We start from the raw sequence: 20,294 nt of genomic DNA, 5'->3' as shown, positions 1-20,294 counted from the left end.
CTACATTGCTTCAATTTCTGATTTAATAAAGCTAATAATTTCAGTTTTATCGATTGCTTCTTTATGTAAAACAGCTCGATCTTTAATACCTGTTAATGCTCTAGGAACTGAAACACCTGTTCTTTCATTTAACTTTTCAATAGCACTATAAACATCAAGTTCTTCATCATAAATTGCTTTGTATACAGATTCAGGGAATTTATAAGGAGATGCAGTTGATAATAATATCGTCTTCGTATCATCCCCACTATCTTTTTGATACTGCTTTAAGACTCCATAACCAATTGCTGTATGAGTATCTAATAAATATCCTGTTTCATTAAAGCACTGTTTTATTGTTTGTAAAACTTCATCTTCATTTAAATATCCTGCTTTAAATTGCTTTTTAATTTTTTCATAAGTATCTTCATCTACTTCATAAACACCTTCACTGTTTAATTTATCCATATAACTACGCACTTTATCCCCATCGCCATCAGACATAAACCAAACTAGTCTTTCAAGATTACTAGATACTAAAATATCCATTGCTGGTGCATTAGTTTTATAAAATTCTCGATTAGCATCATAACGACCTGTAGTAAAGAAATCTGTCAAAATATTATTTTTATTTGATGCACAAATAAATTTATTAATTGGTAATCCCATTTGTTTTGCGAAATATCCTGCTAAACAGTTACCAAAATTACCACTAGGAACACAGAAATTAACCTGATCTCCTAAATTAATTTCATCATTTCTCACTAATTCAAAATAACTATGGAAATAATAAACGATTTGTGGAATCAAACGTCCAACATTGATTGAATTCGCTGATGATAAAAAGACATTATGTTTATCACTTTCAACTTTTAATTCATCAGATCCAAATGCTTTTTTCACAGCTGTTTGTGCATCATCAAAGTTTCCATGAATTCCAATAACCTTAACATTTTTACCAGTCTGACTTACCATCTGCTGCTGTTGAATTGCAGATACTCCATCTAATGGATAAAAAACTTTAATACAAGTTCCAGCAACATCTTTAAAACCTTCTAACGCAGCTTTCCCTGTATCACCACTAGTTGCTGCTAAAATCATTACTTCACGTTGTTCATTTAACTGCTTTAAAGATAAAGTCATTAAATAAGGCAATAATGACAATGCCATATCCTTAAACGCTGCCGTTTGACCATGAAATAATTCAGCCACATAAACATCACCAGCTTTTTTTACTGGCACGACAATTTCAGGAAACAGTCCTTTTCCATATGCATTTGAGCATGCTTCATGAATCAATTCTTTTCCATCTTCTGGTACAAAAGTACTTAATACTTCTGTAGCTAGATCTACATAATTCAAATTAGATAACGCTTCTAAATCCATTTTAGTAAAATCAAAATTAGGTACTAATAAACCACCATCTTCACCGATTCCCTGAACGATAGCTTGATAAAAATTAATTTCTTTTTGAAGATTTCGCGTACTTACATATTTCTTTTCCATTGTTCAACCCCCTGTTTGATTTAAATTATTGTATACAATTTATTTAAAGAAGTCAATATATTGTTATTATAACATAATTCGATAAAATTATTTTGATTATTTCAATTATTATTGATTATCATTGACTTATTGTATACAATCGTGTTAATATGTCATAAATTAGAAAAATGGAGGACCGCAGTATGTTATTAATAGGCAAGAATTCAACAATTATGGCTATAATTAGTTCCATTATTGCGCCTATTATAAAGATTATGGTTCTACTATTTAATAATGATGTAGGACCTTTATATAAGGTCCATTTTTATTATGAATAAGGGGGTATAGGATGAAAATCGGTATTATCGGGTTAGGAACTGTTGGTTATGGGGTCGTAGAGATTCTTACTAATGAAAAAGAACGTTTATCAAAAATTATCAATGAAGAAGTTACAATCAAATATGGTTGTGGATTAGAAGAAGTTGAATTACCAGAAGGAATAATCTATACGAAAGATTATAACGATATTATTAATGATAGTGAGATAGATGTTGTAGTAGAATTAATTGGTGGAACAACAATAGCTAAAACAATTATTCTAAACGCAATTAAAAATGGTAAGCACGTTGTTACAGCTAACAAGGCATTACTTGCCCATTATGGTAAAGAAATCTTTATAGCTGCTAAAGAAAACAATGTTCATATTTTTTATGAAGCCAGTGTTGGGGGCGGAATTCCTGTATTAGTTAGCCAAAAAGAAAGTTTAGTAGCTAACAATACTAAAGAAATTATTGGTATTTTAAATGGAACGACAAACTTTATCTTAACTTTAATGGAAAACGAAAACTTAGATTTTGATGAAGCCTTAACTATTGCAGATGGCTTGGGTTATGTCGAAGCAAACCCTGCTTTAGATTTAGATGGAATCGATGCTGCACATAAAATTTGTATTTTGGCTCAAAATGGATTTAAAAAATTTATTGATTTTGACAAGATTTCTGCTACTGGTATTCGTGATGTTACAAAAACAGATATGGATTATGCAAAAAAATTAGGGTATCGTTTTAAAATGATTGCTCAAGCAAAAGAAGTCAATGATGGTATCGGAATCGATGTAGCCGCAACATTGATTAGTAAAAAAGAACTAGTCGCAAATGTTATGGATGCATATAATGTAATAGAGATTGATAACGATTATGTTGAAAACGTAATTTATTATGGTAAAGGTGCTGGTAGATATGTTACTGCTTCAGCAGTAGTTAGTGATATTATCAAAACTACCCAGGCAGAAAGATGGGATCATGATTATGAAGACTGTCCTAATGTCTATCCTATTACTAAATCTAAATATTATCTTCGAGCAAACAAACCATTAGATGTTGATTACGAGATGTATTTTACAGAAAAACATGATCATATTTATATTACTCATGAAATTGAGTTAGCTGATTTAACAACCGTCTTAAACGATGAAGAATACACAATTTTTAAAGTGAGGGGATAAAATGAACATAATTGTCCAGAAATTTGGTGGGACTTCTACTCGTTCAAGAGAGTCACGTTCAATAATGTACAACAATATTATCCGTGAAATTAATAATGGTAATAAAGTTGTCGCAGTAGTTTCAGCTATGGGGCGCTATGATGATCCCTATGCTACCGATACTCTGTTATCAATCGTTAATACAAAACAATTAACAGACGAAGAAATCGATCGATTAACTAGTATTGGAGAAACAATATCTACTTTAGTATGTAAAAGTGAATTAGCATCATTAGGATATCGTGTTGCCACGATTACTAATGATGAATTAGGAATCGTGACTGATTCAACATTTAAAAATGCCACAATTAATAAAGTAGAAGGAAAAGATATTCTTGAAAAACTAAAATATGTAGATATTGTTTTTTGCCCAGGTTTTCAAGGACATTCTGTACATGGTAAAATTACAACTTTAGGACGTGGCGGGAGTGATTTATCTGCAGTAGCTATCGGAGTAGCCATTGATGCTCGAGAAGTAGAAATTTATAGTGATGTAAATGGTATATATACCGCTGATCCAAGATTAGTACCTGGTGCCATAAAATTAGATTGTATTAGTTATGCTGAAATGCTGGAACTAGCTAAAAACGGTGCCAAAGTTTTAAATCATCGCTGTGTTCAACTAGCTGCTAGTCACAATATTGCGATACACGCTCGTTCTTCATTTGAAGATACTAAAGGAACATATGTAATAGGAGATGACCGTATTATGAAAGAAAATTTAAATCAGCTAATTATTTCTGGGATCACGGGTTCACAAAATGAAGCCCGTATCACTTTAGTAAAAGTAGACGCAACAAACAATAGCGCTGGAAATCTTTTTGAAAAAATTGCTGATGCTGGTGTAAATGTCAATGTTTTCAACCAAGCTTTAGTCGGTGGAGGAAAAATGGATATTTCGCTAATAATCAGTGATGTTGATGTTCCTGCTGTTGTTGATATTATTAATGATTTAAAACCTCAATTAAATGCCAATCGAATTATTGTTCGTGGTAATATCGGTAAAGTATCTGTAATTGGTGTAGGAATTAAAAACAACCGCGGTATGTTCCAAAAAGCATACAATACTTTGAATAATAATGGTATTAATGTTGAGATGACATCTTGTTCAGAAATTAATATTTCTTGTTATATAGATCGTGATGATGTAAAAAGAGCACAAATATTATTACATGAAGCATTTTTAGGAAGGAAAGGTAAAATAAAATGAAAAAATATAAAGTTGCAATCGTAGGAGCTACTGGAGCTGTGGGAAGAGAAATGTTAAGATGTATTTTCCAATTTAATTTTCCATTTGAAAGCATTAAATTATTAGCTTCATCTCGAAGCGCTGGAAAAGTTATTGAATTTGAAGATCATAAATTTACAGTTGAAGAATTAACTGAAAACAGTTTTGAAAATGTTGAAGTAGCATTTTGGTCTGCTGGTGGCAGCATTTCTGAAAAATATATGCCATATGCAGTAAATGCTGGATGTATCAACATCGATAACACTAGCCATTTTAGAATGGATCCTGATGTACCTTTAGTAGTACCAGAAGTAAATGGTGAAGCTTTGAGAAATCACAAAGGAATCATCGCTAATCCTAACTGTACTACAATTCAAATGGTCAGTGCCTTAAATCGTTTAAATGAATATTTTGATATTGAAAGAATTATTGTTTCAACTTATCAGGCTGTATCTGGAGCTGGAGTTGCGGGAATGGAAGAATTATATCGTCAATCTCAAGAGGTTTTAGATGGTAAAGAACCAGTAGCAAAAACATTACCTTGTGCTGGAGATAAAAAACATTTCCCAATTGCTTTTAACTGTATTCCTCAAGTAGATAAATTTGATTTAGATAATCATTTTTCTAAAGAAGAGATGAAAATGGTTAATGAAACTAAAAAAATCTTTAATAAAGATATTAAAGTTAATGCTACATGTGTTCGCGTTCCTGTTCTTCGTGGACATTCTGAATCAGTATATATTGAAACAAAGAAACCAATCGATATTGACAAAGTATTTGAATTACTAAGTAATTCTACTGGTGTAGAACTATATGATGATATTGAAAATCAAGTTTATCCAATGGCAAATTTATTTGTCGGTGACCAATTAGTTCACGTAGGGAGAGTTCGTAAAGATTTAGATAATCCAAACGCCTTAAGTTTATGGGTAGTTGCTGATCAATTAATGAAAGGTGCTGCTTATAACTCTGTAGATATCGGTTTAAAAATGATTGAAATGGGAATAATCTGATTTAACATTTTAGCATTAATCTAAATATTTTCTTATACAATTCTTATTTTTTATATATTTAACAAAAAAAATCTCATATATAACCGATATTTTTTTGATGTAATTCTCAACCATGTCAAAAACATGTCAAAGAAAACACCCATTAATTTGGGTGTTTTCTTTTATGATCCTGCTTAACTTATCTTTTATCTGCCGTAGTTCTTCTACGGCTTTTTTAATGTCTTTTTCTTTCTTTAAATTTTCTACTGTCTTATTCAGTTTGTTAGTTATTTCCCTTAATTCTTTCATATTTTCCCTCCTAAATTATTTTACTACAATATGGAGGTATATTTCGCCAAATTCATATAGACCTATGAGGATTATAAAGGACACTAAAGTCTAGGGTATAGCACTTAGGTTTTAGTATCCTTTACAGTTTATCAAATTTTTTGACGTTATACACCCATTTTAATATCTCATTACTTCTATTTTTGTCAAAAAACAAGTAAACAAAAAAAACCTAGATCATGTTGATCTAGGTTTGAGCTCTATTTTTTTAAATATCTGCTTATTTTATCTATCTTCAAGTATTCTACTCTATACTCATCTTCACCGATTTGTATCGAATTAAAGGAATGACTTTGTTTTATAATTTTATCATGAACACATCCATCTACAATAACTGTATTAGCAGTTTTCTTGTTCATTAACTTATTTTTCACATACTCTTTATGGCAGACTATAGTTTTAAATTTATTTTTTTCATATATTTCGCACACTCTTGAAACATCTAACAATTCCTGATTTTCTACCCAAGAATTATTTTTGTAAACAACTATATTTGAAACACAAAAACAGTTGTTCTCATCATCTTCAGATATACAAAAATTATAAAAAATTTTTCCCACATTATATGATGCAACATACTTAGGATTTAATTTAGTATCTTTAGTACATTTAGATTTGTCAAAAGAATACCATTGTCCTTTTAAAAGTGCTTCTCTAATGAACACAAATCCTAAAACCCGATCTCTTACTGTTCTCTTTTTCCATGCTTCGCCATTTTTTGAATTTTTTAAGATATCAAGTGTAATAATTCCTTTTTTCATATTGGCATATCCATCAATTTTTGAGAAAGCACCAGGAAACCGTAATTTCTTGTTTTTCGTTCTTTGATCATGAAAAGCATGTAAATCAAGTATATGTGCAACATGTCTTGCTTCGACTTTTACGCTAAATGATCTACTGTTACCTAGCTCAACTATATAAATATTATTTTCAATATAATTTTCATAATAATCACAATATAATTTTAAAGATATTTTATTAACTTCAGGTAGGTTTTTATTTAATATTATCTCGTTTAACTCTTTTATAGAATACATAAAACCATTCCTCCTGAAAATCAAAAGTAAAGCGCTAGCCAAATCTAGCGCTCTACCATAACTTATTTACTGACGCAGTACATTGCAAATACAACTACTGCCACCCGTGCTTTTCAACGCGCCCCCGCACAGGTTTGGTTAACAACTCCAAGGGGAAGTAGGTCAGTGCTACTCTCATATAAAAATTATATGACTTACGCCGAACAGATAACACAAAAAACTTGCAAGTTAGGCAAGGAGGTTTCTATTCATATAATATATACTACTTTTTTTTAACTTTATCAAGTGTTTAAATAAAATTTTAACTTATTTTTAGTTAAATTAATTTATTTTATAATGAATTTGAATTTTATATACTTATTATTTACATGTATATCTTTATAACCGTTACTTATTACACTATGAGTTAATCCCATATGAATTAGTGTATATTCTAATCTAGTGTTTAATCGATTTCCTTGAATGTCCTCGGCGCCATGTTTTAGGTAAATTTTTTCCATAGCTAGATTACCTTAATTTCAATTGCTTCTAACTGCAAAGACTGCCCTACGCTTCCCAAGGTACTAATACCGTCTGCTTTAGTCCAGCTAGACCAGCCAATATTAGCCTGATGCACTCTATACACCACATTTGCATTAGTACAGTTTAAACACAAACATTCCAGCGCCTCGGCTTTTCCAACTGTTCCAATTACTGTGTTATTGTCAATTTTTCCATAATCGTGCCAACCTTCATTAGCGATATGAGCTTTAGCGTATATATTTAAATTAGATAATCTTGTATCGATTTGAATTGCCTCTAATCGTTTAGATTGCCCTACTGTCCCGCAAGTTGCACCATCTATGACTGCACTTGTCCAGCCGATATCCTGCACATGTCCTGCATATGCGATCTTAATTTTATTGGTAATATTCAAGTCCACGCCTGTAATCCCTTTAACAATCGCGTTAGCCATTGCTTCTGCACTATACAAATTTGCATCATCTTTATCATCTACAAAACAACATTCTATCAAAATTGCTGGTGAATTAGTATGTTTCAATACATATAATGTAGAACTAGATTTAACGCCTCTGTTTTTGAACCCTAATTCAGCAATCGCGTTGACCACCTTTTCAGCATATGCTTTTCCTTTTGTAGAATAATAATAAACTTCTGTTCCTGTAGTTTTTTCATCTCCGCTTACATCATTTGCCCCTGCATTGAAATGAATTGAAACATCAATATTCACTAAATGTGCGTTGCATTTTGCTACAATATTTTTTAAATTTGCACTTTGTGATGTTCCTAAATCATCTGTACAGTCATAAACCGTATGCCCTAATATTTTTAATTTTGAAATAACTAAATCTTTAACTTTTCTATCTTCTGTTGTTTCATCAAGAACACTATTCGCACCAGGCACTTTAAAATTATGTCCTCCATGTACATTAAAAATCATATTTTAATTTCCTCCTAAAGTTTAATATTCTCTATTTCTGCTCTTAGTTCTAATGTTCGCAAATAAGCAAACATTTGTGCGGCTTGTTTTTTGAATAAATTAATATTGCACTTTGGTTTAAAATTAAGTGTTCCATTTTCATATTTTTCAATCATTTTACTAAGACCATCATAACGAATTTTTAATTGATAATATTCAGCTTTAAATCTTTCTTTATAATCTTGATTATTCATCATGTCTACTGTTTCTTTTAATTCCATATTTATTTTTCCTCCTGATTAATCATTTTATCGGCTACTTCTAACCCTTTTGTTAATATATTTGGAATGTTATATCCAGCTTCTACTAGGTTTTCTACAATGCTTCTAAGTTCATTAATAGCTAACGAAGCTAAAACAAACCATCCTAATAATGTGGTGATACCCAAATCAATTCCTAAAGTATTTCCAATTTCAATAAATAATACTGACGCTGAAAATGAAATCATGATCATGATCCAGTACCCTAATTTTTTTAAAACTCCCGTAAGCCCCTTAGCGCTATTTTCTTTTTTGTTTAAGCGGGATTTCATCCAGCCTGTTATAAAATCTACAACATTGAATAACAAAAATAGCGCAAATAAAATCCAATGTTCTCCAAAAATAAAGGTTAAAAAAGCAATAATTGCTCCTGTAATTGCATTGTATGTGTCCATATAATTTAAATTGTTCATGTTATATTCCTCCTAATTTATTTATTCTTCAAATAATTCCCATGCACCTGGATAAGCCAGCGGATCCCATACACACCCATCCATTTTACATATGTATTTTTTACTATTAAAAATTATCTTATCACCCGCATTATAAGCATCATGAGCACCTAAAGGTTGTATGTACTCTGGCCATTCTTCCTCTGGTTCTGTAGGTTCTACACTGCTGTTATTTTCTAAAACAGTAATCCTACTGTCCAACTGCTGGTAATATTCCCACAGATTAGCAATCTGCTGTGTGTTTTCTGCGTATGAATTGTCGGGAACTGCGTTAGTTCTTGCTAGATTAACCAGTTCATCCCGTTCCTCTTCTGTAAGTGCATTTTCCACCCATAATTTATTAATTTTATTTAAAATATCTACCAATTCGTAGCTCCCTTTTGTGATTACATCTTTTATAACACTATACATTTTTTACTACCTCCTCTTGTAAAGTTAATACCGTGGATTCTAATTTTTGCTGAGACAAAAGTAAATCTTTAGGATACCTGCAATTATAAATTGGCTTAACCTCCCCTTCTACAAATACATACGTTACTGGACTGAAAGTACGCAACTGCTTTAATTTATCAATTACCTCAGGTTCTAAAGGTGTTATCTCAGCTTCTTTTAATATTAATGTAAATATGATAGGTGTTTTTAATTCTTTTACATAATTATCGAAAGCAACACGCTTTTGCTCGATTGGTGTATCATCAGATATTCCTAGCCTTTTGTTTGAAAATTTAAGATGCACTTGATTGGCGTTTTGTGCAAATCCTTCTTGATTTAAATTCCAACTTTGTCTAGCCCAAGGCAATATGTTGCATTTCAACTCAATAAATATCGAAGGATTTATATATATATCTTGTAACACGAAAAATCTACCATAATATCCTTTTTGCGCTTCATAGTCATGTTGAAATGTTTCAGTTCCAGTAAATTTATAAAATATTATCTTTTTATTTAATTTACCATCAACAGCATTTATTGTATCTCTAATTAATTTATCACTTGATGATAAAAGCGGCTCATCTAGGAATAGTTTAACCGCACTTTCCTGATAAGGCTGATATTCAGTTGCGGTGTCACCAGCCTCTATTTGAACAGTTGTAGAATGAGACCCTGCTGGCATTGCTCCGTTTCCTATTCTGACTGTCATGTATTTAGCATTATTGTATTTAGATAAATCAATAGTAAATATATTCTGATCAATGAAACTATACAGCATAATTATAGTTAGATTTTCATCATACAGTGCAGCGTAATTTTTGTTAAAAATTTCATTCGAGATAGTGACTGTAACTTTTTTAACATTTGATACATCAATCAAAGTTCCGCAATTCTTATCGTATGGACTTCCTTTATCATTTAATGTATTGAGGTAGGTATCTGCGTCAGCAGTTAACGGTGTCATTGTAATTATCCCGTTTTCTACTTCAACTGTGCAGTTTTTCCTGTACCCACTAGCAACACCAGCATTAAGCAAATTCTTCCCGCAGGTTTTTATATCTAAGCTATACTTCCCATACGGTTCAAATTCTGTTAAGTTTTTTTTATTCTCAAAAAGCATAATATTGCTATACTCGACAATATTATTTTCTTCTGTATTTTTAATTCCTTGGTAAAATAATAAATAATATTTTCCTGCATCTAGCCATTTTGCACTGCCATTACCAAAAGCTGTAGGATTGTCATTTGCATAATTAATCAAAGTAATATTACCATATGCTGCATTGCCTGCTATAACATTAAAATCAAATCGCAAACAATAAGTTGCGCTTTTATCAATTGTGATAACAACTGTTTTGCGCGGATTTAAATAACAATCTACGTTAGATATTCTAACAACACCATTTTCTACAGACATTCCATCTGTATAATTTTTCCACTTTTCAACAAAATTAATATCAAACAAATTTTCAGTCCGTGGCGTACAGCTTACAATCTCACTGGGTATGGTTGGCGAAGGTGATGTCGTATCCTGAAAGCTGTATCCTGCTTCGGTAGTATCGTTTTGATTGTATTCTATTTCTTCTATAATAGGAGTATCTAAACAATAATAAGCTATCGCATTAGGATTGTTAATATAATTTAACAAAGCTTCTTGTGTGTGCTCTGAAATATTACTTTCTTTAACAATTATAGAAAGTGTTTTACCGCCTGCACTATTACCGCCATATATACTTTCTTTTGTATAGTCATAAGCACTGTAGCTTATAAAAATATTAGAATATATTTCATTAGCGAATTTCAATGTCGGCTTAACAGATGCATAAAATCTTACTCCGACTCCTTCTCCATTATCACCAGCATAGCTATACACTAAATTGTTAATATTTACTTCTTGTACATTTCTCTCTATCCACGCTTTTTTATCCACATGGTCTACTATTTTGTAATCACGGACAGTGGGAGGAATGTAAGAATTAATAGTTTTAGCGCCTAGTACGACACTAGCTTTACCATCTTCATAAGCTCTATACGAAAATCTAAAATACTTTGCACTTGCATGAACATTTATGGTGTTTGTTACAGTAATATTCTCTATTGTATAATCACTAAAATCACTTACCCTAGAAATAAAAGTTTTATTACTGTCATAAAAACTAATCCCATACCATGCTCTAGTATCACTATCGTTATCGCTCCCAGAAGGAGTAACATTAATATAAAAAGATAGCTGTGTTGCATTGTTCGTAGGAATAAAATCACTTAATTTTTCATTTCTTTTTCCTTCGTTACTAGACACTATTTCACCGGCAGAAGTAACATATCCATGAATTGCTAATTTTTCATCAAACAAGTTTTCACTTTCTTTCAAACTGCGAAGCTCTACATAATCACCGTTTGCTAATGTTTTCTTACTAATAATTGGAATCGGTCTAGCGGGCGTAGGAACAATGTTTTCTTCTACATCCTGCACTGTATTTCCTTCTATACTATCTATTTTAAAATTTCCGGCTAAAGTGCAGTCTATTGTAGTATTATCTGTAAGCGTAACAGGCGTATACGGCTTATCCATCTTGTCTCGTAAAAGATAATCTACTTCTTCCTGGGTGTACAGCTTTTCTTTAATCGCGCTGTCGATAAGCGCATTTACTTCATCATTGTTTATGCCAGCTTCGCCAGGAATAATATTTCCTTCTTCGTCTACCACCATTGCCTTGCCTGCATTGTCGGTACCCTGATTCTTGTCTAATTTCCCGTCTGTTGCCAGAGTAGCTCTATCTGCTTCTTGTTTGGCTATATTAGCTTGTGCACTTGCCTCTGCAACTTTGCTATTTATAGATGTATTAGCTTCTGTAATAGTTGCATTTAACGCGGTATTTGCGCTGTTTACCGTGGTATCAAAAGCTTCTTTTTTTGTTGTGTAATTTGTATTAAACTCGTTAATTTTTTCGGTGTAATCGGTATTAAAATTACTAACCGCTGTATTAACACTGTCTAAATGTTCTTTAGCTTTATTAGCATTAGTTAGAGCACTAGAAGCACTACTACTAGCATTAGTTGCACTCTGCTGTGCTTCTGTTCTGGCAAGATTAGCCTGATCTGCGAAATTGGAAGCACTATTTTTAAATCTTTCTGTACTGGCCATATATTCCAGTGCTTTTTCTTCTGCTTCTAGTACTTTTTGCTCCGATAACGAAGCATTATTCGCACTTTCTAACGCACTTTTTGCATTGTTGGAACTTTCTGTTGCTTTTTCTTTTACTAATTCCACATCATTTTTTATTGCTTCTCTGGCAGCACTGGAAACTACACTTATCCACGTTTCTGCTTCTTCCGGCAAAATATCTACTGTATTACCAAAAGCTCTTTTTACGTATAATTCAACCCAGCCAAGGTGTATTACTTTGTCGCTATAGTTTAGCGCAAAAGAAAACTGCACAGATCCTGCTTTTGTAAAAATATCTGCAGGCAATGTAAATGTTCCGTCCTCTGCAATATCCAGCAGTCTTTCTTCCTCCTTGAACTTTTTGTACCAGCCAGTAAGAATACCGTCCGCGTAGTTTTCGTCCCGCACAAACTGTATCTCCAAGTTTTGGCTATACTGGAAATTAGACATTAACTCTTCTATTTCTATTGTTACATTTTCTTGGATTATTTTTGCTATTAACATTAATTCACCTCCTTATGCTACGTAAAAATAGCTATAATTTATCCGCATATCACCAGAAAAAACTCTATCAAATACCGCGTGTACATCACCTGAATTTTTTGAGCTGTCTCCAAGCCAGGTTGATCCCTCAACATGGACGTCACTAGCACGACTATCTCCATTTGAAAGAGTTATCGCAAGTTTAGTTCTTTCTGTAATAGTAATACCGTATTCGTTTTTAAAAAGATTTACTATTTCTGTCCATGTATGAAGCAAAGCTGAATCATTTCCAGCAGGGACTGTAACTATTTTGCTTCCAGCCACCATGTACAGCTGTTTTACAGGTGGTATCCTTTTTCCTTCCACCTGTAAAGCACCTCCAACATCAGGATCATAGAAGGCGCCAAAAGCCACACCATTTTGGTGAATAGATATTGCTGGAATACCGCTTTGCAGTATTGTTTGTTTCATAACATCTGTCGTTATTTTGTCTGAAAGAACAATTTTAAAATCATAGTTATTTGCAACCTCAAAACCATTAGCTCCTAAGTCACCTGCAATTTCTGTTTCAATACTGAAACTGTTACCACTTACACTATAATCAATGCTCGTGCTTCCTTGTGTCCATGTACTACTTCCTTGAACTTTATAAAAATACTGTATCGAAAGCGCATTATCTACATTGCCAAAATTGCCATTCCAAAAAGTACCTTTACATGTAACAATAACATTAGAACCTATACCACCTTTTTCTCGAGATACAGTTAATTCCAAAATCGAAGGTGGAAAATAATCTATAAAATTTTTAACAGTATGAGTATTTGAAACTATATTTCCTCTACTGTCCTCTGCATAATTTATTATTACATTAGAAGCTGCGTTATTAATTGTCCAAGAATTATTTGAACTTGCACGCTGTACACTTTCTCCACATACAATACGATATTCTTTAATACTTGCTTCTTTAACAGCCATAGCAGAACCAAAACTAGCTGTTATTTTAGAATAGCCTTTTATTACTGTATCATTACCTGCCAGATCACCATTATCTACAGTTAATGTGGCTGTATTTGGAAGGCTTGGAGCAGGATCTTTAATTGTTATTATCCTGTCTCGATAGTCAGGATTAACCCATTGCCCATTAATATTTGTATAGATTCCAACACGAATTGTTTGTGAATTTTTAGTACATTTTTGACGAATTAGTTTTTTTTCTGTTTCTGTCAAATTCCAGTCTAATCGACCATTTGAACAAGTACGTTCACAGATATGATCACCATTAGGGTTGACTTCAAGCCATGCTTTTACCCCTAAGCCACCAGGATTACTATAAGTAAGCCAGGGATCATCTTCATCTGTAAAATTTTCAATCATGCTTGTTAAAGTTGCTTGTCTAGGAATTGTTGGAAGAGACCACGAACCAGTCACATCTTCGTTTACTGTATTTGAATAAACAGCTGCGACAACATGTGCACTAAAATTAAAATTACCATTTACATCATGATATACAGTTTGATATCCATTTGCTAAATCACCTTTATATCGTTGTGTACGACTATTATTATTAACCAGAACTGCACCAAAAGCATCACAATAATCTCTATAGTGATAATAATATGATGATGTTCCTCCAACAACAGTTACCCGCCAGTAAATTACCGATGAATTAGTAGCAATATCCTGACTTACCAGCGCCCATGCAAATTCCAGATATCTGCCCTGATATCCACCACCGCCTAAAACACCACTATTCGCCATTTTCGTATACCTCCACTTCATTAGGATTGATTCTATTAATTATTGTTTGATCATTAATATTCTGAATCAGTAAATTAACAATCGTTGCTTTATTCTTGATAACAGCTGTGTTTGTTACAATACCGTCACTATCAAAAGTAGTTATATATTCGCCCTGTTTATTCATGAAACCAATAATATCTGCAAGGGCCACAAATTCTACATCAGTACCAATAGAAGAAATACGAACACCGCGACCAATCTTGACTGTATCCGACCAGGTTTCATTAGAATTAAGTGACCATTCCATTTTTTCATCACCTTTATTCAGCATTAGATTTATGATTGGACAGGCATTATCTGTATCACATTCAAATACGATCGTTATATAACCATCTGATATTTCAAATGTATGTTTAAATTCGGTATAGTCATTATTGCTTAAAACAAATTCATCTCCATTAATAAGCAGCTTAACATTAGCTAAATTAACCAGTTTTTTATAAACAAAAGACAAAGTATATACACCGTTGGCAACATTTACCTGTTGCTTTAAGCTATTATTTTTTAATAATAAAGCATAGCCATACTGGTTTCTAGAACGGGTCTCTGCAGTTGCATCAAGACTGTAATTTCCTTGCCAAGAACCATCATTAAAACAGCCGATACTATCTCTAATAAGATTGTTTCCAGATGTTGTACTTAAAGTGTTAGTTAGGCCGTCAAGATTAAGTACCATGCTTTCCAGCTTTTCCTCAACTTTTTCATTTTCTTTTTTTATAACTTCTTGCAAAGAAAAATTTATATCATCTTTACTTTGTTGAATTAGAGATTCAAATTTTATATCTGTTTCGCCACGGGTATAAGTATTGTTTATTCTCATAGTATTACTTTCTACATCACGTATTATTTCATTTATAAACGTCTCACTTCTTTTAATTTCTGTATCAATATCAGATACAGACTGTTTTATGTCATCTATTGTTCCTGTTATCTTCTTAAATTCGGTACTTAAAACAACGATATTTTTATGCTGTTCTTCTGGATATTCTGTATACTCAACAATTTGATGCAAAACGCAAATTTTGCTAACAGAATCCATCAACGTTACTTTATCGTACATCTTAAAATCCAAACATTTATAAGACTCAACTGTTCTCGACAAGTCTACTATATTACAACTATATGATCTGATTGGAGCAGATAAAATTTTTAGCTTATCTATTGCATCATCTAATAATTCCTGTGGATCTAAATATCTATCATCTTGCCAATATCCAACCAGTATTTTTTTGCTATAATCAAAGTTTTCAACGTAATTTTTGCCATTATTGATTGAGGCAAAATTCACATAATCTGTATTCACTACCTCACCATCATCATTTGTAATTTCTGTTTTCTTTCCAAAAGCGTATAAACGCGTAATGAAATCTGTACTATCTCCTTTATAATTTAATTCTTTAAGATTGAGTTCATCTGTTATATATAATCCTCTAGATTGAAATGTATCTGGTTTTATAACTTTAATAGTTTTATCTAAAATATGATATTCAAATACAATGTTATATGTGTTTTTACATTGCATTAATATATCGTAGCTTGTAACGCCTTCTAAAGTAATTGCTCTTCGACCAGTTATTGTGCCAGCTCCTTCAATCGTCCAACCATCTGGAATTATCATATTTACAACTTCGCTAAAAAGTTTATACTCTGTGTGAAAGTTAAGAAAAAAATTAGACTTCCAATCATCTAAATTAAGCAAACATTCAATCGTAGCCAGTTTAGGTCGTTGGTTGATTTTCTTTATTTTGTAACTATTATCTCTAAAACAAAGCTCTGTTTCTTCTGTAATTAAATTATACATATCATCTTTTATATAAATATCGAAGGAAAGTGTTTGCTCTCCTTCGTAATTCGTCACAATACTGAAATTGGTTTTTCGTATAATTGGAAAGTACTTTCCCTCATTTAATATTTTTAACATACTGACTCCTACATGTAATTTGGATAATACTGCAACTCAAACTCTACATTTTCATCGCTTAATATAATTTCGTTTTCACCTGGATTAACTATAGGAAACTTTATTAAGTTCTTAACTTCATCGAATTTTGAAATCAATCTCTCATCTTGGTAATATACAAGTTTATCTATGCCATCGATAACAAAAGTTCTATTCGCTTCAAGTTCAGATATTATGTAATCATTTATTTTAAAATTATTAATATTTCTAGATGCGGTAATCTTATAAATACATCCACTATAGGTGTTTCCTTCAGCATCAAACAAAAATTCATTTATAGTTTTTAATGGACCATGACATATACAGGACACTGTATAATCGGCAAGATATTTCAAGTTTCCCAAATGCTGTATTTGTGGCGTAGCATTCAATATGCAGTCATAATACAGATTAATTTCTTCGTCGAATATGGTAAACTGTTTTACAATTTCAGCCATAAAATTGGACATTGCTGTTTCACTTTCAAAAGCGAGTTGAAGCGTTCTTAACGCCGGATTAACATCCATTCCCATATCAACTTGATTGAGACCGTTATAAAGAATATTGCTTGATATTTCAGGAGAAGTATAGGTAAACCCTATAAATACTGCTCCTAAAGTTCCGAAATTTTTATTATTTATTAACATATACTTTCTCCTTAAAATCCAAGTTCTTCGGCAAGATATTCTTTTTCTGCGATAGCGAACTCACGTCCATCTATATTGAATGGAATTTGAATAGTCACTTTTTTATTAGATCGTCCACCTTTAGAATATTCAAGATTTTCTTTTTTAGTTAAAACACGCTCACCTTCGTGCAATCTTACATTATAACCATCATAAGGGACATAATCCAGCCCGTTATAAGCGAGATAGCGATGTTGTTTACCATCGCTCCCTTCTCTTATTTCACCATAAACATCTAGATGCTGGTTAACATATTTTGTAGTAACTGTAACAGTTTTATTTTCAGGTTGCCATTTATCCCAAGTACCGAACATCTTATCCCACCAGCTTATTATTTCACCAGTGGTTATATCAACTTTATCTGCGAAATCAGAGTGGGCGTTCATTAGTTTATCTATCCCTTCTGATTTTATTTTTTGTGATGACTTTACTGTTTCTTCATATTCTTGATTGGCAGCATCTATGATCTGCTGTGCTTTTTCTGCGTATTTACCACCTTCAAGATTCTTTAGCTCTTCTGCCTGCCTAACAAGTTCATCTCTTTTGTTTCCCGCGGTTTCAACTTGCTTTTCATACTCTTTATTCATTTCTTTTATTGTGTTGCCAACCATTTCAGCGGTTATAGTTTCTTGGCTTGTTTTTAAGCGATTAAGAATTACGTTTTGTTCTGCTTCATTCTGACTCATAGCCTGCACAGCATTAGTTTTCATGTTGTTGTAAAGCTCATCTAGCCGTGCTTGTTGATTTGCTGTAATACTTCCACCCTGTTGCTTTATTTGTTCATAAATCGTCAAAATTTCATTTTTCATTTCTTCTGTATTTGCAACTCTTTGATCAAAACCAGCTTGAACACTTGCTAGAATTTCTGCTTTTTCTTCTTCTGTAATTGCAGTTGTATTTGCAAACATATCATTATACTTCCCAACTACTTCATCTCGCTGTGTATTTGCAGCCGTGATAATGCTTGTTGCCATATCATTTACTTTTGATGTGATACTTGAAACATTTTCATCTGTGATTGCTGTTAGTCCTGTATACATATTCATTGTTTCCTGCTGAGCAGAATTTGATAGTTCTAGATATGCATCAATTTGCTTCTGTGTCTCTTCCCCGATTTTTACAGTATGTATTTCATATTTCCCTGTAACCTCATTAAACGCTGCTGTTGTAGAAGTTTTGTACAAATCTACTGCTGGTAAAACATCTGCAGTTACTGCTTTATATATTCCATAGCATGCACCCCCAATAGCCGCCGCTCCTGCAACCCAAGGTGCTGCAGCAACAGCTATTCCTCCGAGCGATGTTAATAGTCCTCCAATCCCTGCAGTTCCTGCAGCGCCAGCAGCTGCAGTGCCTAAAGTTCCAGCCTCTCCTGCTACTGTAGTTAGAGCTGCTGTTGCCACAGTACCACTTCCGCCTAGACTGGATAGCAATCCTCCAAGTTTTCCTATAAGACCTCCTGATGTTGCAAGATTTGACCCTAATTTTCCTAACAATGGAACACCTTTAGAAGCAAGTGTATTTATTCCTGATAGCAAAGGTTTTAATTTAGTATAAGATGTTACAAGTCCTCCTGTGATCTTTAATACTGGACCCGCCGCTGCTGCTAAGACTGCCCATTTAACTATGTTTTTTTGCTGTTCAGGTGTAAGTTTGTTAAACCATTGTACAAGTTCATTAATCTTATCTGCAATCGTTGTAACAACAGGAATCATGTTAGTACCTAATTTTATGGCACTGTTTTTAAGATCATTTATTGCACCTTTTAGTTTTTCAGCAGGAGTTGCATCCATCTTGTCAAAGGCTTCCTGTGTTGCTCCGGCGCTTGTCTGCATCGCTGCCAACATTTCATTGTACTCTTCACCATTTCCTTTAGCTAAAACTAAGGCTGCAGATCCCGCTTCTACAGAGCCGAACATGTCTTTAAGTGTCTTTCCGTTTTTCTTAGCTTCTTCTTCTAACATTTTTAGAATTTCACTTGTAGATTTACCTTCCTTTTTCAAATCAGCAAAACCTTTTTTTGTAAGTTTTCTTAATGTAAGATCCGTAATAGAGCCGCTTTTACCTAATTCAGACAACATTGATTTTAAATACGTCCCCGATTCAGCTGTTGCGATACCATTTTTAGTTAGTTGGGCATAAGATGCCGATAACTCATCTATGCCAAAATTTACACTCGCTGCTACTGGAATTACTGCTCCCATACTGGAAGCAAGCTCATCCACTGTCGTTTTCCCTAAATTTTGAGTGGTAATCAGCATGTCTGATATTTTTGTCGCATCATCTGCCGTCATGCTGTATCCATTTATAGCTGTTGTCATAACATCTACGGCTTTAGCCCCATCTGTAAATCCGCCTTTTGCTAATTTTATGGCATCCGTGGTGAATTTAATTGCTTTTGTTTGGTCCACTCCCGCAGAAATAGAGCCGTATACAGATTCTGCAAACTCGTCTACTGCTACTTTAGATTCGCTAGAAGCTGTTAAAATATCAGCTTTATATTTATCATAATCGATAATATTTTTATCCAAAAGAGTTGACACTTTTGCAAATGAACTCTCATAATCAATGGCCATTTTAGTAGCAGCAGTTCCGGCTCCAATAAGAGGTACTGTTACGGCTTTCGTTAAAGTATTGCCAACCTTTGTCATATTGGCCCCAACTTTTGCAGTTTTCTCAAGTGACTTTGATACTTCATCAGCTTTTTTTACAGCCTCATTTTTAATTTTATCCATATCTGTCTGAAATGAAGCTGTATCCACTTTTATTTTTGTTAATAATGGTGCCAGTTCTATACCATTTGCCATCTAACCACCCCGCTTCTTATTAAAATTGCGAATTGCATCTACATCTGCATCAGTTCGCTGCAGACGATGCAGATCCTTTAAAAAATCACGTCCTTGCTGAGATTTAAGATTGTTGGCTATCCAAGAATCTTTTTTAAACAATAGAAAAAGGCTTAGAGGCAAATTATTGACTTGTCT

General features: G+C 32.9%; 15 protein-coding genes. 3 read left to right on the top strand and 12 right to left on the bottom strand.

Features of this window, described 5'->3' with window-relative positions:
- Positions 1-1,485, bottom strand: coding sequence for a threonine synthase (gene thrC, locus OC535_RS01000; protein WP_024721002.1), 1,485 nt, complete (start codon positions 1,483-1,485; stop codon positions 1-3).
- Positions 1,486-1,813: 328 nt separating this feature from the next.
- Here thrC and OC535_RS00995 point away from each other — a divergent pair, with 328 nt between their 5' ends.
- Genes OC535_RS00995 through OC535_RS00985 form a run of 3 tightly spaced genes read left to right on the top strand, consistent with a single transcriptional unit; the run spans position 1,814 to position 5,248 of the window.
- Positions 1,814-2,968, top strand: a complete 1,155-nt coding sequence (locus OC535_RS00995; RefSeq protein ID WP_227052963.1) for a homoserine dehydrogenase — start codon at positions 1,814-1,816, stop codon at positions 2,966-2,968.
- A gap of 1 nt (position 2,969) precedes the next feature.
- The gene (locus OC535_RS00990; protein WP_024721960.1) at positions 2,970-4,217 is read left to right on the top strand and encodes an aspartate kinase; all 1,248 of its coding nucleotides are present in this window, start codon (positions 2,970-2,972) and stop codon (positions 4,215-4,217) included.
- On the top strand, positions 4,214-5,248 hold the full coding sequence (locus tag OC535_RS00985) for an aspartate-semialdehyde dehydrogenase (protein ID WP_498822969.1): 1,035 nt from the start codon (positions 4,214-4,216) through the stop codon (positions 5,246-5,248). Before OC535_RS00990 ends, OC535_RS00985 begins: the two co-directional genes overlap by 4 nt.
- A gap of 126 nt (positions 5,249-5,374) precedes the next feature.
- Here OC535_RS00985 and OC535_RS00980 read toward each other — a convergent pair whose 3' ends face one another.
- The 11 genes from OC535_RS00980 to OC535_RS00930 all read right to left on the bottom strand — a co-directional run bounded on the left by OC535_RS00980 (position 5,375) and on the right by OC535_RS00930 (position 20,117).
- Positions 5,375-5,536, bottom strand: a complete 162-nt coding sequence (locus OC535_RS00980; protein WP_498822968.1) for a hypothetical protein — start codon at positions 5,534-5,536, stop codon at positions 5,375-5,377.
- Positions 5,537-5,775: 239 nt separating this feature from the next.
- The gene (locus OC535_RS00975; RefSeq protein ID WP_498822967.1) at positions 5,776-6,612 is read right to left on the bottom strand and encodes a hypothetical protein; all 837 of its coding nucleotides are present in this window, start codon (positions 6,610-6,612) and stop codon (positions 5,776-5,778) included.
- 502 nt (positions 6,613-7,114) lie between these two features.
- A complete protein-coding gene (locus tag OC535_RS00970) occupies positions 7,115-8,053 on the bottom strand; it encodes an N-acetylmuramoyl-L-alanine amidase (RefSeq protein ID WP_498822966.1) in 939 nt (312 codons plus the stop codon).
- A gap of 14 nt (positions 8,054-8,067) precedes the next feature.
- Positions 8,068-8,313, bottom strand: a complete 246-nt coding sequence (locus OC535_RS00965; RefSeq protein WP_498822965.1) for a crAss001_48 related protein — start codon at positions 8,311-8,313, stop codon at positions 8,068-8,070.
- A gap of 2 nt (positions 8,314-8,315) precedes the next feature.
- Positions 8,316-8,765, bottom strand: a complete 450-nt coding sequence (locus tag OC535_RS00960) for a phage holin family protein (protein WP_498822964.1) — start codon at positions 8,763-8,765, stop codon at positions 8,316-8,318.
- Positions 8,766-8,786: 21 nt separating this feature from the next.
- A complete protein-coding gene (locus OC535_RS00955; protein ID WP_498822963.1) occupies positions 8,787-9,215 on the bottom strand; it encodes a hypothetical protein in 429 nt (142 codons plus the stop codon).
- A complete protein-coding gene (locus OC535_RS00950) occupies positions 9,208-12,906 on the bottom strand; it encodes a hypothetical protein (protein WP_498822962.1) in 3,699 nt (1,232 codons plus the stop codon). The genes OC535_RS00955 and OC535_RS00950 overlap by 8 nt, the downstream gene beginning before the upstream one ends.
- 12 nt (positions 12,907-12,918) lie before the next feature.
- Positions 12,919-14,643 carry a hypothetical protein gene (locus tag OC535_RS00945; RefSeq protein ID WP_498822961.1) on the bottom strand — a complete coding sequence of 575 codons (1,725 nt, stop codon included), beginning with the start codon at positions 14,641-14,643 and terminating at the stop codon, positions 12,919-12,921.
- A complete protein-coding gene (locus OC535_RS00940) occupies positions 14,633-16,606 on the bottom strand; it encodes a phage tail protein (protein ID WP_498822960.1) in 1,974 nt (657 codons plus the stop codon). The genes OC535_RS00945 and OC535_RS00940 overlap by 11 nt, the downstream gene beginning before the upstream one ends.
- Positions 16,607-16,614: 8 nt before the next feature.
- Positions 16,615-17,271, bottom strand: a complete 657-nt coding sequence (locus tag OC535_RS00935; RefSeq protein ID WP_498822959.1) for a phage tail family protein — start codon at positions 17,269-17,271, stop codon at positions 16,615-16,617.
- A gap of 11 nt (positions 17,272-17,282) precedes the next feature.
- Positions 17,283-20,117 carry a phage tail tape measure protein gene (locus OC535_RS00930; RefSeq protein WP_498822958.1) on the bottom strand — a complete coding sequence of 945 codons (2,835 nt, stop codon included), beginning with the start codon at positions 20,115-20,117 and terminating at the stop codon, positions 17,283-17,285.
- Positions 20,118-20,294: the final 177 nt, after the last annotated feature.

The organism is Clostridium sp. Marseille-Q5894 (genome assembly GCF_946902305.1).
In the GTDB taxonomy this organism is placed as follows: Bacteria; Bacillota_I; Bacilli_A; order Erysipelotrichales; family Coprobacillaceae; genus Thomasclavelia.
This window is presented reverse-complemented; position numbering and strand designations above follow the sequence as displayed.